The organism is Nostoc sp. UIC 10890 (assembly GCF_054786515.1).
In genome coordinates, this window is sequence record NZ_JBSGKF010000001.1 from 69024 (window position 1) to 83330 (window position 14307).

Consider the following 14307-nt stretch of genomic DNA (forward strand, 5'->3'; position numbering starts at 1 on the left):
GTGTTTAATTTTTTACTAGCTATTTTGCTGATTCTGACACCACATTAGAGGTTTGGAAGAATTAACGCTTCTAGCCATTGGAATAATAAATATCTCTACCGAAAGAACTATAAAAATTTCATCACAATTTCATTATTGGATGAAATCTTTAAAGGATGAAGTCAGTTTCATGTCTTTCTTAAGCAGGAGATAATTTTATAGGAATTGCAATTTTTTGATATGGATTTGTTTATACAAGAGTTTGATTAATTACAAGTAACCATTTACTAAAGTTATTTCTTAATCTTGTAGAGATGCATATTTTCGGGTGTGTATGATTATTGATGATAATTTTTAATAAATTTCTTTTACAATCTGCCTTTCTTAATAAAATAGGAAATTGGAGATATGTAGTTAGGAATAAATCATAATTTATTTTTGGATAAGTCATCCCTAAGATAGTAGCTTTTTGCTCTATCTTTTAGATATTGATTGTTAGGACTCCTAAATTTTGTCAGCATCTGCAAAATTCAAAATCTTCAAACAGTCAATACTGAATCTTATTTTTACAAAATATCTTAAGTAATCACAGCAATCGATACACCAAGGAAAAAGCGATGTCTGCCTTACCTCTCAATAGCCAGAATCTACCATACCCTGACCCTCTGCACCCAATTATCGTTCACTTTGTGATTGCGATGGTGTTTTTTTCTTTTTTCTGTGATGTTCTAGGCTATTTCACCCACAACGTGCGTTTATTTGAGGTGAGTTTCTGGAATATGTTTGTTGCTGCGATCGCAATTTTCATCGCGATTATCTTTGGCCAGTTTGAAGCAGGACTAGCCCAAGCCCAGAAAGCAGCCCAGTCAACGCTGAATTATCATACCGTCTTGGGTTGGTCACTGGGGGCGATTGTTGCAGCGATCGCAGCTTGGCGTTTTGTGATTCGCAACCGCAGCCCCCGAAAAGTACCACCTGCTTACTTGGGGGCTGCAACATTGTTAGTCTGCTTAGTGTTTTTGCAAGTGTATTTGGGGAGTAAACTGTTTTGGGTGTATGGATTGCACGTCGAACCTGTAGTTCAAGCCATGAAACAGGGAGTTTCACCATGAACCCGCAACTGATTGAGCAGTTGAGATTACGGTTGGGCGCTAACGGATTACCTTATGAGATTCCTATACATCCGCAGTTAGTACATCTAACCCTTGGTTTATTTATTATTGCCATTCTTTTTGATATAGCAGGAGTGCTGTTTTCTTTAGAAAAACCAATTTTCAAATTTTTGGGATTGGCTACCATCCGTTCTAGCTTTTTTGATGTCGGCTGGTACAACCTGATAGCAGCAGCAGCTATTACATTTTTCACGGTTGCGGCTGGTTTTTTTGAGCTACTTTTGGCAAATCCACTAGTCGATCAAAAGAGTGCTTGGGGGTTGAGTGCTGGTTGGACGATGCTTTTACATGGTTTGGGTGGCGTTTTGCTGTTGGGGATTATTGTCGCCATGACTGTATGGAGAGGTTTGCAACGCTATTGCTGGCGGAAGGATGCTTCTAGACAGGTGCAGTGGAGTTACTTGTTAGCAGGGATTGCGATGCTAGGCATATTATTCGTCCACGGAACATTGGGAGCGCATTTGGGAGAAGAATTTGGGATTCATGTTACTGCTGCTAATACCATTTATAAAAATGTTTATAGCAAATAATTAAACGAAAATTTATTGAATTTTATGTTTAGTGTTTTTGAATATATATTAATAGCGGTTTATGTAGCAGTGCTGCTTGTCGTTAGTCGGTGGATTGGGCAACAGGCGTTTTCTTGGATGCCTCCCCAAGCTACAGCAGAAGCACAACGGGTAGATGATTTGTTTAGCTTCTTAGTTTCAATTGGAGCATTTATCTTGCTTGGGCTAATTGGCGTTATGGTTTATGCGATCGCATTCCATCGCGCTCCTCCAGAAGACTACACCGAGGGACACCCTTCTAGAGGTGATACGAAGCTAGAAATATTGTGGACAGCAACCCCGACTTTGTTAGTAGTGTGGATTGCTTTCCAAAGTTTCAATATTTATCAGCAGTTAAATATTTTAGGTCTAAAGCAAATCGTGCATTTGCATACACCTATAGAATCTGCCTCCGCCGCAACCATCGGCGATCGCCCCAAACCTGCATCTGAAACTATCGATGTTTTCGTTAAGCAGTGGGATTGGTCTTTTCGTTATCCAAATAACGTTACTAGCAATCAACTGCATCTGCCCATTAATCAAAGCACTCGCTTAAATCTGCAAGCGCAGGATGTGATCCACGGTTTCTACGTCCCTGAGTTTCGTTTAAAGCAGGATATTATTCCAGGGCGCAACATTGATCTTGTGCTAACGCCCATTCGTGCAGGCAAATATCGGCTGAAAGATTCTCAATTTAGTGGTACTTACTTTGCCTTAATGGAAACGGATGTATACGTTGAACCCCTCGATCGATATAATCAGTGGCTCACGCAAACTACTACTAGCGAACCAACTCCAGTAAATCAGGCGGTTGCCGAAAATATCCAACCACCAAAAACATTGTTTAATAGCGGCTGGTACACCGTCACACCTGCTCAACCTGGTATTGCCAATAAAAGGAAATTAAATAATGACACATGATTTTAGTCAAGAGATTACCGGGGATCGAGAATCGCAGAACCAGCAGGGTAATACTTGGCGGCAATACTTCAGCTTCAACACCGATCATAAGGTGATTGGAATTCAGTACATGGTGATGACCTTCATGTTTTTCCTGATTGGTGGGCTGTTGGCAATGCTAATTCGGGCTGAGTTACTCACCCCAGAATCGAATCTGGTCGATCGCCCGCTTTATAACGGTTTGTTCACCATGCACGGGACAATCATGATTTTCCTGTGGATTATTCCCTTCAATGCAGGGCTTTCTAACTACTTAGTACCACTAATGATTGGAGCGCGGGATATGGCTTTTCCCTTGCTCAACGCCATCTCTTTTTGGATTTTGCCACCCGCAGGTCTTTTACTACTATCTAGCTTCTTCCTCCCAAACGGCACCGCACAATCTGGCTGGTGGTCTTATCCGCCAATTAGTCTGCAAATTCCAGGCGGTGAACTGATTAACGGTGAATTTATTTGGATAGTCAGCCTAGTTTTAATAGGCATTTCTTCCATCATGGGGGCTGTCAACTTTATGACAACCATCTTTTGGATGCGCGCCCCAGGGATGACATTTTTTCGGATGCCTGTGTTTGTTTGGTCGGTTCTCAGTGCCCAGTTATTGCAACTGATTAATTTGCCTGCATTGACGGGTGCATTGATCCTGTTGTTGCTTGACCTATCCGTTGGCACACAATTTTTTAAACCGGATGGGAACGGCGATCCAATTATTTATCAACATCTATTCTGGTTCTACTCCCACCCAGCAGTTTATATCATGGCGCTACCAGCTTTTGGTATTTTTGCTGAGGTTTTACCTGCATTTTCTCGCAATCCGTTATTTGGTTATCGGTCAGTTGCGATCGCAACCTTGGGTATTGCTTTTATCAGCATCTTCGTTTGGGTACATCACATGTTTACCAGTGCTACCCCTGGTTGGATGCGGATGACCTTCATGGCTACCTCAATGTTAGTTGCTATACCCACTGGTATTAAAGCCTTCGCTTGGACTGCCACCATCTGGAGAAGCAAGCTACATCTAGAGACACCAATGCTGTTTGCAATGGGAGGTGCAGCCATGTTTATTTTTGGCGGTGTTACTGGTGTAATGCTTGCTGCCACGCCCTTTGATATCCACGTTAATAACACTTACTTTGTTGTGGGACACTTCCATTACATCGTTTTTAATACGATCACAATGGCAATCTTCGCGGCAATTTACTACTGGTTCCCCAAAATAACTGGAAGAATGTATGCTGAAGGTTGGGGCAAGTTACATTTTTGGCTAACCTTTATTCCTGCCAATATTACCTTCTTCTCCATGCACCCATTAGGTTTACAAGGAATGCTCCGCCGAGTTTCTTCCTACGATCCACAGTATCAAGGATGGAACGTCATCGCTAGCTTGGCATCATTTTTACTAGGAGCATCCACACTGCCTTTTATTGCTAACATAGTAGGCTCTTGGCTTTACGGGCCAAGGGCAGTTGACAATCCTTGGCACGCCACTGGATTAGAATGGACAACCTCTTCACCACCTCCACGAGATAACTTTGAAGAGATTCCAATTGTAACCAGACCTCCTTATGACTACGGCAATCCAAAGTACTCAGTAATCGAAAATTCTAACAACATTGAGTAAGAAATTAGACCAATTTTAATTACGAATTACGAATTACGAATTACGAATTACGAATTACGAATTATGCGTCGTCCTCATATAGATGAAAGTCCAATCCGTTTTGATCTGTGGCGGCGACGCTTGCCAAATTGGTTACAGCGCTTCCTACCAAGTGGTGGCGGTAGCCATGAAGATCATCATGGTAAAGGAATGTTCGGATTTACGGTATTCCTACTGTCAGAAAGTATCATTTTTTTGAGTTTTATCTTTACTTATGTTGCTCTACGACTGAATACTAAAAACTGGCTACCGCCCGGTATTTCGGGGCCGGAATTGTCTACAACTGTGGTTATCAATACGATAGTATTACTTTCTAGTAGCTTTGTTATTCAACCAGCAGAAAATGCACTCAAACGTAATAAACTGAATAAATTTCGTTGGCTATGGTTAATAACGATCGCAATGGGAAGTTACTTCTTAGTTGGTCTATTAATTGAGTGGAAAAGTCTCGATTTCAAGCTTACTACAGGGTTAGTTGGTTCGACATTTTATTTACTAACAGGTTTCCACGGTCTACACGTCCTGGCTGGTGTTGTGCTTCAGATAATTATGCTGATTCGTTCATTCATCCCAGGCAATTATAATAAAACTCATTTTGGGACAAGTGCGACTACTCTTTTTTGGCACTTTGTTGATGTAGTTTGGGTCTTTCTTTTCTCACTTCTCTATCTTTGGTGAGTATAAAAAAATCAGAAATTTCAGTATCTTAAGGAGTAATGTGATGAATCTATTCTTACAAGAAATACCAGCCTCAGAATTAGCCCCAAAAGCAGTTCAAGAAACTCCAGCACCAGTTCAAGATCCACTAATTGCACGCGGATTACAAAAAGAGCAATATGCTGGCATTATTGGGCTAGCGATCGCTCTGATTGCTGCTGTGGGATTTTTTAGTCGCAGAGTCGAATATGCTATTGCCTTTGCTTTATTCCTCAGCGTCATTTTAATTGCTTTCTTTTTATTGATATAGCATAGCTTTCATTAATAAAACATCCTGATTTAACAAGATTTGCGAGGGATTTTATGAACAACCCAGTTTATCAAACTGTGATTATCGGCGGTGGTTTTACCGGACTATTTACAGCCTTACATTTAGCTCACGAACATTATCCTCGTTCTGTGATCTTGATTGATAAAGATGAGCGCTTTTGCTTTAAGCCGCTACTATATGAATATTTCGATGGTGAGATGGATAGCTTTCAGGTAGTACCGCGCTTTTCGGAACTACTTAAAGGTAGTGGTGTCATCTTTGTGCAAGATACAGTGCAATCGATAGACTTGCATCAAAGGGAAGTCAAATTAGTATCGGGAAACTCTTACAATTACAGCAACTTAGTATTAGCTTTGGGCAGTGTAACTGGCTATCATCAAGTTGAAGGTGCTAGAGAAAATGCCTTTCCTTTCTGGACGCAAGCAGATGCGATCGCTCTTGACCGTCATTTACGTGACTGTTTGCACAAAGCTGTCCAAACTGAAGATTCAGAACAACGCCGAAAACTATTAACAGTAGTCATAGTTGGTGGTGGTGCAAGTGGTGTAGAAATGGCAGCTACATTAGCTGATTTTCTACCACATTGGTATAGCGCTTTAGGAGGCAATTCGAGTGAAATTCGCGTGGTATTGCTTAATCATGGTCAAAAAATTCTTGATGGTGATATTAACGATCCACTACGCCCAATTGCTGAGAGAGAATTACAAAAACGCACTATACCAATTGAAATTCTTATGGGAGCAGAAGCCACTGCTGTTCACCCTAATACAATTGAATATAAGAGCAATAATCAAGTTAACATACTGGCAGCATACACCACAATTTGGACTGCTGGTACTTCCATTCATCCACTAATTCAAGACTTACCAATTCCCAAAGAGCATCGGGATCGTCATAACCGTCCCATAATCACTCCCACCATGCAATTGCTCGACTTTCCAGAAGTTTTTGCCGGCGGTGATTGTGCAGCAGTTCAAGATAGTTCACTACCACCTACAGCCCAAGTTGCTTATCAACAAGGAGCTAATATTGCTCACAATTTGAAAGCGATCGCTCTAGGAGAAGAACTCAAACCTGTTAAGGTTAACATCCGAGGAACTCTCTTAAAATTGGGGTTAAATGATGCTGCTGCTAACCTTTTCAATGTTTTTGAAGTTGCAGGCGAATCTGGGCATTTAATCCGTCAAGGCACTTATTTAACGCTATTGCCAACACCAATTCATGACTTTAAAGCAACAACGGAATGGGTGGATGAAGAGATTTTCCATCACCACCTTGACCCTCATGATGTAGGTAAAAAAGTCGTGCAAGCAGTGGAATTAGTTGGTGCAGGAGTTGTAGGTGTTTTAGTTGCAAGAAAATTATTGAAAATGTTGGGAGATGAGGAAAAAAGGGATAAGGAGTAATGGGTAGGTGAAAAAACTTTTACCCTAAACATAATCTCTAAACACAACGTTAATTGTAAGTACAGAGGCTATTGAATATGTCTAGTCAAACCGATGTACAAGTACAAAGAATTAGAGCTATTGGCTTAACGGTGACAAACTGCGATCGCTCTTTGAATTTCTATACACAAGCACTTACTTTTGAACTCGTTCCTGATATCATGCTCGACTATCTTATACCTGGCAAAGGTCGTCCTATACTGAGTGATTGGAGAAGAACACTCTACTTCTAACCAAGAAAATGAAAATCAAACGCCCCCAAATACTCATCCTATTGCAACAGGATTGGGAGCAGCCGGAGGCGGAATTGCCGGAGCCGCACTAGGTCGCTCAATGGGTGGTAAGATTGGTGCTGCAATTGGTGGCGTTGCAGGTGCGATCGCTGGTGGAGTTGCAGCCAATAAACTGGTAGGATACACCGAGCAATTCATTGAAGAACTCCAACCAACAGTAGGCTTAGGATTAGGAGCAGATCACAAACCAATTGAACTACCCTCTCACTATTCTTGGGAAGAATTACAAGCACTATCAAAACCCCAAGGTGTAGAAATGCAAGCCACCTAAGCCAATAATTTTAATTACGAATTACGAATTAATTATGTTTCCACTCTGGTTAAAAGCGGGTTTTGTGATTCTATCCGTATCTAGAAAAGAAAAAGCTACTTGATGGCTCAATAGCGTTTTACCCACGAGTTATAGGTGAGCGTGACCCAAATAACCCGACTCTATGGCGATGGGGATACAACTGGGAAGAACGAGTTGATGGAGTGTGTATTGGGCGAAGTATAGGCTCAATTCCCCCTGGCGCTGTCCCAATGATTCGGACACTACAACAAGACGGGGCAACTAGGGAAGATATCATCGCCTTTATCAAAAAAGCGAAAACTAAAAAGCGATCATCAAAACTAGATATCTGCAATAATTTTGATAACACAGATAAAAAACCAACACTTCCAGATGATGCCCCGATCACTGTAGTACTTTTCGCGGGTGGCGGCGGGATTGAAGCTGGAATGGTACAGGCTGGTATTCGCCTTATATGTGTTGGATAGTTGATTGTTGCTCATAAGTACACCATTTTTAATAAATTAGTTTGTGCATTAAAGGATGTTTGAAAAGTCTTTAAATGTGTGTTTAACTACCTTAGCTACCGAGAAAATGCCACGAGAGAATCGGAGTTTCGGGAACTGTATATTTTATTTTCTGGAAATGCCTTAGTTTTCAATGCGATAACGTATTAACTGCTTAATTGCTGTTATCGGTAATCCTAACGCTTGAGCGCTTGCGGCATCAACTTGAGCAAATTCAGTCACGGGGAACTCAAATTCCATCTGCTTTAACACTGAATCAGCAGTGTAAACTTTGACTTCAGTCAACTTTTCTTGACGTTGAATTACCGCTTCAATAGACATAACAGCGAGTGAAACAGAAAACTGAATGTGATGTTTTGAGTCGGCGTGGATTTGGGCGGTTGTGTCATAGGTGTAGCTTAAGACTTGATGTGTCAGCAAACCCGTACTTAACCAAAAAAACAGTCCGATTAAGGGTATTGGCAGCCAAAACTCTAGCCCTAATTTAATTAGAAATTGCAGCCAACGAGGTCGAGCCATAACCCTGTTTTCTCACTTTCGGTAAACAATAATTGAAGTAAAATTTTCAATCTTTCATTAAATAAAGCTTTGAGCCTTTATTTACTAACAGAAACTAAAATTCCTAGCCAAAACTCAGAAAATAAAGCTTCAGAAGGCTGTCAGAGATTGGCTTATCCCAGTTTGAGATAACAGGAATAATACAGAAAAAGGTTGATTATGAATTTATCATAGAAAAATAGAAAGTATAACAACATAATGAATGAAAATCTTGCTTGTAGAGGATGATATTACTCAGTTACAACCACTACAGGGTGCGCTCTCGAAAGTCGGACATGTTGTAGATGGTGCTGAAGATGGTGAAACAGCCCAGTGGTTAATGCAAGAGAGAGACTACGACCTGTTAATTTTAGATTGGATGTTGCCCAAGGTCAGTGGTGTGAGTCTGTGTCAAAAGTATCGCCAAGCAGGTAAAACGGCTCCAGTAATGATTCTCACTGCTAAAGATGCCATTTTGGATAAAGTGTCTGCTTTGGATGTTGGTGCAGATGACTACCTAGTTAAACCCTTTAGTTTGCTAGAACTATTGGCACGAGTACGAGCATTGGGACGCAGAGCGCCACTCTGGCAAGGTGACACGCTAGAGTTAGCCGACTTACAACTTCATCTCAACACTCTAACGTTAGAACGCCAGGAAGCTACAGTCCAGTTATCGGGTCGAGAGTTTCAATTGCTGGAATACTTTCTGCGACATCCTAAGCAAGTACTCACTCACGCCCAAATCGAACAAGCACTTTGGGAGTGGAATATACAGCCAGATAGTAAAGCAATAACGATGTTAGTGCATCGACTGCGGCAACGCTTACAGATGATAAAAGCAGAAGATTGGCTTGAGACCGTGTACGGTATAGGATATCGATTAGTTGCCCCTGAATAATGCGATCGCTCATTCCTCCCATGTTTAGCCGCAGTAGGCGTAACCTAGCTCGCTGGTTTACACTCTCAATGGGAAGTATTCTGGTGATCTTTGCAACCATACTTTACTTTTTAGAAGTCAAAGAGCAATTGCGGGCATTTGACCAAGAACTTTACAACACAACGCAGCTGATGGCGGCAGGTGTTGAAGATGGACGTTACCAACAACAGCAACGCATTAGTCTCGAAGATGTCCCCATCTTAGGTGGTGAAGCTTTGCCCTTTGACAATAGAATTATTTATGCCCGTTGGTACACTCCCAAAAAGCAACTACTAGAGTTTTTTGGTGTCACTCCATCAGAGCAGTTAAATAATCAACTAGGGTTTCAAACAATTAAGTTAGGCGATGCTGCACAACAGGCGCCCCAAGAGGGCGATCGCGTTTCCACCAGTGTTCGTCACAATGAAATGCTGCGTCAATTAACAGTTCCGGTTTTTCAGGATAAACAATTAATCGGCTATCTGGAAATAGCAGCTTCTTTAGCGTCTGTTGAAGAAACTTTATGGTCATTGAGACTGTTTTTAATAGTAGGTGTACCCATTGCTTTAAGCGTAATTGGTTTGGCGGGTTGGTTTCTTGGTGGGATGGCTATGCAGCCAATTCGCCAATCCTACGAGCAATTACAGCGCTTCACTGCTGATGCCTCCCACGAACTACGGACACCTCTCCAAGCAATTCGGAATTACGCTCAGTTTGGTTTGCTCGAACCAATTGACCCTAGTCAACAGCAAAGTTCTCTAGATAATATCGACCAGATTGCTGAATCAATGGGAATGCTGATTAGTGATTTATTATTCTTAGCTCGAAATGAAGGACAGTTAAAGCCAGATGCACTTAACCTCGTCAATTTGGTTAGCTGGCTCAAAATATTAGTAGAGGAATACACCCACTCAGCAAGGGCAAAAAACTTAGAATTAACCAGCGAATTTCCTGAACAATTGGTAATGTTGAGAATCAATCCAGATTTAATGCGGCAAGCAGTAAAAAATCTTCTCAGTAATGCCTGCCGCTACACGCCGTCTGGAGGTAGAGTTCGCTTACGAGTTTTCCTTGCGTCTGGTTGGGTGGTAATTGAAGTCCAGGATAGCGGTATTGGGATTCCAGAGGCAGATTTACCCTATATCTTTGAACGGTTTTATCGAGTAGATAGTGTACGCTCGCGCCATACAGGAGGCTTCGGGTTAGGATTGGCTCTAGCACAACAGATTGTCCAGGTACATGGGGGACAAATTCTAGCAATCAGCCGTTTGGGTGAAGGCTCTACATTTCAAATCAAACTACCATTCACGCCTAAATCCTCACCATAACGAACAATTCAATACCGGGTGGGCTAGCAAATATTTTCATTCGTAGTAAAAGAAGACCCTGGCTGGGGATCAAGCTGTTACCTTCTTGTTACTTTTATCTGACAATCTGAAAATAAGCGTCCATTACACATCAGATTGGAGGATTTAACCAATGAATTTCAATCCTACACCCACTATCGTCCTAACCGGTTTGTTTGCGTTGCTCATGCCTTTTGAGGTGGGAGCGCAGAAAGCACCAAACCAAATTGAGAATTTGCCAAACGCTCGTGTTACCAGTATTTCCGGCCAAGTTACTAAGCTTTTAGATGACGAGTTCATTCTCAACGATGGTAAGGGACAAATCATCATTGAGGCAGAATCTCAGTTAGGACAACCCATTAACCTCTCTGTCGGAGAACAAGTCACCGTCGTTGGCAACTATGACGACAATGAGTTCAAAGCCCTGAGTATTACTCGTGCCAACGGTGAAACTCTTCAAATTCATGACGATTAAATTTTCTACACTCCAGCAGTGTCCCCAATCACCGAAACGGCCGTTCGTTTCTGCTCTTGAGCGTGACCTCAGATAACCTGGGATCGCGCTCAAGAGCAGAAACTTCTTAAATAGTTCAAGGAAGGTTCCCAGTGCTGGATGACATCTGCGTGATGCCAAATAGAGTGCGATGGCGCAAGCGCCTGCCGTAGGCGATCGCGCGGGGAGAGAAATTCCTTAGTAAATAATCGCTTTAATTCGTCTTGGGTTAGTATCACAGCAAAGGTAAGCGAATGAAATACGATATGTTTTTTTTAGCAGCCCTTTTAGCAATCGCAGGCTTGCGAGCTATCGTGTTATCCTGTTTTTCTAATTCTGCGGAATCTACTGCTACCATAACTAGCACTATCAAACCTATAAAAGTAAAAGCGCCCCTGACCAAGAAAGCATTCAGTCTGGGTAGAATCCCCTTGAATGGTACCTTGGAAGCGGTAGAAACCGTTACTACTACTAGCCGAGTTATGGGGCAGATTAAAACTTTGCCAGTGCAAGAAGGCGATAGAGTAAAAGCAGGTCAAATCATTGCCATTATTGATGTCAAAGATATTCAGGCACAACGCAATCAAGCATCGGCTGTGATTTCCCAAGCCCAGGCAGGTGTAACAGTTGCGACTGTGGCCGAAACTCAGGCCCTAGCAAACAAAACTCAAGCTCTAGCACAACTCAATCAAGCAGAAGTTCGTCAACAGGAAGCCGAAGCTAAATTGCAGGAAGCACAAGCACAACTAGCTGACGCTCAGTTAAACCAACAACGCATGGCTATGCTGCGAAAAGATGGTGCAGTCAGCCAATTACAACTAGATACAGCCAATACACAGGTTGCATTAATTGAAGCTCGCATTCAACAGACAAAAACTGGGATTGAACAAGCCTTGCAGGAAATTGAGCAAGCCAAAACTGCCGTCAAACAGGCAAGCTTCCAAGTCCAGCAAGCACAAGCAGGAGTAAAGCAGGCGCGTTCCCAAGTTCAGCAAGCACGAGCAGAAGTAAAGCCAACGATTGCTAACCTAAACCGCAGCATTGTTAAAGCACCATTTGCTGGAGTCGTCACTAAGAAACATACAGAAGTAGGTGCAATAGCGGATTTTGGACAACCTTTAGTGACATTGGAAAGTAGCGATCGCTTGCAGTTTAGCGTTGTAGTACCAGAGTCAATGAAGTCCTTAGTGAAACAAGGAGATGAAGTGGAAGTGCAGCTAGATGCTCTCAATGACATTTAATGCTACTCGCCTTAATATATTGATGTCAACCATAATTCAACCAAATAAATTCGTGTTACACCATAAATTTATGGTGCTAAAAGCTTTTGTCCTGGTTGATAATGCCCAAAATTATTTATGAACAACTGTTTTAGTAACAGCTCGACTTAAGGCGGCTAAGGCTTTTCCTCCAACTTAGACTGGTATTCGATAGAAAAGCGATTGCCAATAACAGCAAACGCTTACGCTCTTTAGCAATACCAGAGCAATCGCATACGCTTGTACACAATTGCTGATCGGGGCAATGCCTTTGTGCGATCGCTTTGATTCTGGAACGATTGAAGTTTTTTGCAACCAGTTTTCAGACTTGGTTTGGTCATCGGGATCATGAGCATTTTGCTTCAGATGAACAGCTACAAGATTGAAAAAGAATTCAAAATTTAGAACAAAAAAGTCAGGAAATCAGACCTGCTACTAGGAGAAAGGATTAGCTTCTGTTACCACTTCTGGTAATGGAATAAACTCTGTTTCATCTGGTAAGCTTGCGAAGCGGCGATCGCGCCAATCAGCTTTAGCTTGCTCTATTCGCTCTGCTCGGCTAGAGACAAAATTCCACCATTTGTAACGTGTACCCACTGGCTCACCACCAATGATAATGCATTGAGCAGCGGCGACAGCAGAAACCTTTATCTCATAACCTGCCTCCAAAATGGCGAACCGATATGGCTCTAGCAGTTCACCATTAATCTTCAACCCTTCTGTGACGCTGTATACTGCCCTCTCAGAATAACCATTGGGGACAGTGAAGTGAGCATTGGCAGATAGCGCCACATCTAAATAAAGAATAGGTGAGAAAACTTTGACAGGTGAGGTATAGAAGCGTGTTTGTCCAACAATGAGTTTGATGACAGCGTCATTTTCTTCCCAGGTCGGAAGAGTTTCAGCAGGATAGTGAGTGAAACTTGGATCTGTTTCTTCATATTCTACAGGCAGGGCAACCCAGGTTTGAATTCCATGAATGCTGGCTTCATTATGTCGGTCATAATCCGGAGATCGTTCTGAATGTACAATCCCCTTCCCCGCCGTCATCCAGTTTACTGCACCCGGTTGGATTGACTGCACAGTACCCAAACTATCGCGGTGCATCAAAGCACCATCAAACAAGTAAGTTACCGTTGCAAGATTGATATGAGGATGTGGTCGTACATCAATACCTCTGTTAGGGGGCAAAACGGACGGGCCAAGATGATCAAAAAAGATAAATGGCCCGACCATTTGGCGATTAAGATATGGCAAACTGCGGCGAGCAGTAAACCCACCTAAATCTTTAACTTCGGGTTCAATCAGTTGAAGTATTGCCATGATTTATAAAAACAGATTATGAATGATGAAATTATTATAGGTAGATTCATTTGAGAAATAGCCAACATTTAAGAGGTATCTATTGAGAAATAGCCAACATTTAAGAGGTATCTATTTGTCTTAAAAATTCTCAGTGTTCCAAGCCCAGTTCTGAACCCGTAGCTCCTAGCGTGGAAAGTGGATGTATTCTGAACACCTCAGACCAATTACGGTCTGTCCTACCCGAATTGTGGGGGTTAATCCTCTCGTCTGGTCTACATGGGGGTTCGACCGCCCCTAGACCCACAACTCGTTTTTACCGTTCGCACCCAATCCCATCCCCATCCCTGTCAAAGCCATGAGGATCGGGTGGCAGCACTTTCAACCTTCGTTGGCTAATATCTCGGCAATTTAAGTCTGGTGAATTCTTTGGAAGTTCAAAGGACTCCTTAACAGCAAGACCATCTGTTTGATTACGGCTCGTCAGAACAACATGGATGCCAATTTGCGACAATTTACGAGCTATGGCATATCCTAACCCACGATTGCTACCTGTTACTACAGCAATCTTTTTCTGATTTGTCATTTTTATAACTTTTCACAACTTCCAGTTT

The 14307-nt window shown here is 42.1% G+C and carries 17 protein-coding genes; 14 read left to right on the top strand and 3 right to left on the bottom strand.

Going from position 1 to position 14307, the window contains the following annotated elements:
* Positions 1-596 precede the first annotated feature (596 nt).
* The 10 genes from ACWATR_RS00255 (at position 597) to ACWATR_RS00300 (ending at position 7801) form a co-directional block, all read left to right on the top strand.
* On the top strand, positions 597-1091 hold the full coding sequence (locus tag ACWATR_RS00255) for a DUF2231 domain-containing protein (protein ID WP_460328380.1): 495 nt from the start codon (positions 597-599) through the stop codon (positions 1089-1091).
* Positions 1088-1681 carry a DUF2231 domain-containing protein gene (locus ACWATR_RS00260; RefSeq protein WP_460328382.1) on the top strand — a complete coding sequence of 198 codons (594 nt, stop codon included), beginning with the start codon at positions 1088-1090 and terminating at the stop codon, positions 1679-1681. The genes ACWATR_RS00255 and ACWATR_RS00260 overlap by 4 nt, the downstream gene beginning before the upstream one ends.
* Before the next feature lie 24 nt (positions 1682-1705).
* Positions 1706-2620, top strand: coding sequence for a cytochrome c oxidase subunit II (locus tag ACWATR_RS00265; RefSeq protein ID WP_460328384.1), 915 nt, complete (start codon positions 1706-1708; stop codon positions 2618-2620).
* A complete protein-coding gene (locus ACWATR_RS00270; protein ID WP_460328387.1) occupies positions 2610-4277 on the top strand; it encodes a cytochrome c oxidase subunit I in 1668 nt (555 codons plus the stop codon). The genes ACWATR_RS00265 and ACWATR_RS00270 overlap by 11 nt, the downstream gene beginning before the upstream one ends.
* Positions 4278-4337: 60 nt before the next feature.
* On the top strand, positions 4338-4994 hold the full coding sequence (locus ACWATR_RS00275; protein ID WP_460340089.1) for a cytochrome c oxidase subunit 3: 657 nt from the start codon (positions 4338-4340) through the stop codon (positions 4992-4994).
* A gap of 43 nt (positions 4995-5037) precedes the next feature.
* Positions 5038-5283 carry a hypothetical protein gene (locus ACWATR_RS00280; protein WP_460328389.1) on the top strand — a complete coding sequence of 82 codons (246 nt, stop codon included), beginning with the start codon at positions 5038-5040 and terminating at the stop codon, positions 5281-5283.
* Positions 5284-5336: 53 nt separating this feature from the next.
* Positions 5337-6710: an NAD(P)/FAD-dependent oxidoreductase gene (locus ACWATR_RS00285; protein ID WP_460328391.1), complete on the top strand. Its 1374-nt coding sequence runs from the start codon at positions 5337-5339 to the stop codon at positions 6708-6710.
* Between the two features lie 77 nt (positions 6711-6787).
* Positions 6788-6982: a VOC family protein gene (locus ACWATR_RS00290; protein WP_460328394.1), complete on the top strand. Its 195-nt coding sequence runs from the start codon at positions 6788-6790 to the stop codon at positions 6980-6982.
* Positions 6954-7313, top strand: a complete 360-nt coding sequence (locus ACWATR_RS00295; protein WP_460328397.1) for a hypothetical protein — start codon at positions 6954-6956, stop codon at positions 7311-7313. Before ACWATR_RS00290 ends, ACWATR_RS00295 begins: the two co-directional genes overlap by 29 nt.
* A 251-nt stretch (positions 7314-7564) precedes the next feature.
* A complete protein-coding gene (locus ACWATR_RS00300; protein ID WP_460328399.1) occupies positions 7565-7801 on the top strand; it encodes a hypothetical protein in 237 nt (78 codons plus the stop codon).
* Between the two features lie 162 nt (positions 7802-7963).
* Here the strand turns inward: ACWATR_RS00300 and ACWATR_RS00305 are convergent, their stop codons facing one another.
* Entirely contained in the window at positions 7964-8359 is a 396-nt protein-coding gene (locus ACWATR_RS00305) for a hypothetical protein (protein WP_460328401.1), read from the bottom strand.
* Positions 8360-8600: 241 nt separating this feature from the next.
* Between ACWATR_RS00305 and ACWATR_RS00310 the strand changes: the two genes are divergently transcribed.
* The 4 genes from ACWATR_RS00310 to ACWATR_RS00325 all read left to right on the top strand — a co-directional run bounded on the left by ACWATR_RS00310 (position 8601) and on the right by ACWATR_RS00325 (position 12373).
* Positions 8601-9275 carry a response regulator transcription factor gene (locus ACWATR_RS00310; RefSeq protein ID WP_460328403.1) on the top strand — a complete coding sequence of 225 codons (675 nt, stop codon included), beginning with the start codon at positions 8601-8603 and terminating at the stop codon, positions 9273-9275.
* A 20-nt stretch (positions 9276-9295) separates the two neighbouring features.
* Positions 9296-10621, top strand: a complete 1326-nt coding sequence (locus ACWATR_RS00315) for a sensor histidine kinase (protein WP_460340092.1) — start codon at positions 9296-9298, stop codon at positions 10619-10621.
* A gap of 151 nt (positions 10622-10772) precedes the next feature.
* Entirely contained in the window at positions 10773-11114 is a 342-nt protein-coding gene (locus ACWATR_RS00320) for a hypothetical protein (protein ID WP_460328405.1), read from the top strand.
* 272 nt (positions 11115-11386) lie between these two features.
* Complete coding sequence (locus tag ACWATR_RS00325; RefSeq protein WP_460328407.1) at positions 11387-12373, top strand: HlyD family secretion protein; 987 nt, start codon at positions 11387-11389, stop codon at positions 12371-12373.
* A gap of 453 nt (positions 12374-12826) precedes the next feature.
* Here the strand turns inward: ACWATR_RS00325 and ACWATR_RS00330 are convergent, their stop codons facing one another.
* A complete protein-coding gene (locus tag ACWATR_RS00330; protein ID WP_460328409.1) occupies positions 12827-13714 on the bottom strand; it encodes a pirin family protein in 888 nt (295 codons plus the stop codon).
* A 295-nt stretch (positions 13715-14009) separates the two neighbouring features.
* Positions 14010-14279: an excalibur calcium-binding domain-containing protein gene (locus ACWATR_RS00335; RefSeq protein WP_460328411.1), complete on the bottom strand. Its 270-nt coding sequence runs from the start codon at positions 14277-14279 to the stop codon at positions 14010-14012.
* Between the last annotated feature and the right edge of the window lie 28 nt (positions 14280-14307).

Coding starts and splice junctions, on each gene's coding strand:
- ACWATR_RS00290 (WP_460328394.1), top strand. CDS start 6,788: ATGTCTAGTCAAACCGATGTACAAGTACAAAGAATTAGAGCTATTGGC.
- ACWATR_RS00320 (WP_460328405.1), top strand. CDS start 10,773: ATGAATTTCAATCCTACACCCACTATCGTCCTAACCGGTTTGTTTGCG.
- ACWATR_RS00270 (WP_460328387.1), top strand. CDS start 2,610: ATGACACATGATTTTAGTCAAGAGATTACCGGGGATCGAGAATCGCAG.
- ACWATR_RS00255 (WP_460328380.1), top strand. CDS start 597: ATGTCTGCCTTACCTCTCAATAGCCAGAATCTACCATACCCTGACCCT.
- ACWATR_RS00260 (WP_460328382.1), top strand. CDS start 1,088: ATGAACCCGCAACTGATTGAGCAGTTGAGATTACGGTTGGGCGCTAAC.
- ACWATR_RS00315 (WP_460340092.1), top strand. CDS start 9,296: ATGTTTAGCCGCAGTAGGCGTAACCTAGCTCGCTGGTTTACACTCTCA.
- ACWATR_RS00305 (WP_460328401.1), bottom strand. CDS start 8,359: ATGGCTCGACCTCGTTGGCTGCAATTTCTAATTAAATTAGGGCTAGAG.
- ACWATR_RS00280 (WP_460328389.1), top strand. CDS start 5,038: ATGAATCTATTCTTACAAGAAATACCAGCCTCAGAATTAGCCCCAAAA.
- ACWATR_RS00265 (WP_460328384.1), top strand. CDS start 1,706: ATGTTTAGTGTTTTTGAATATATATTAATAGCGGTTTATGTAGCAGTG.
- ACWATR_RS00325 (WP_460328407.1), top strand. CDS start 11,387: ATGAAATACGATATGTTTTTTTTAGCAGCCCTTTTAGCAATCGCAGGC.
- ACWATR_RS00330 (WP_460328409.1), bottom strand. CDS start 13,714: ATGGCAATACTTCAACTGATTGAACCCGAAGTTAAAGATTTAGGTGGG.
- ACWATR_RS00310 (WP_460328403.1), top strand. CDS start 8,601: ATGAAAATCTTGCTTGTAGAGGATGATATTACTCAGTTACAACCACTA.
- ACWATR_RS00335 (WP_460328411.1), bottom strand. CDS start 14,279: ATGACAAATCAGAAAAAGATTGCTGTAGTAACAGGTAGCAATCGTGGG.
- ACWATR_RS00300 (WP_460328399.1), top strand. CDS start 7,565: ATGATTCGGACACTACAACAAGACGGGGCAACTAGGGAAGATATCATC.
- ACWATR_RS00285 (WP_460328391.1), top strand. CDS start 5,337: ATGAACAACCCAGTTTATCAAACTGTGATTATCGGCGGTGGTTTTACC.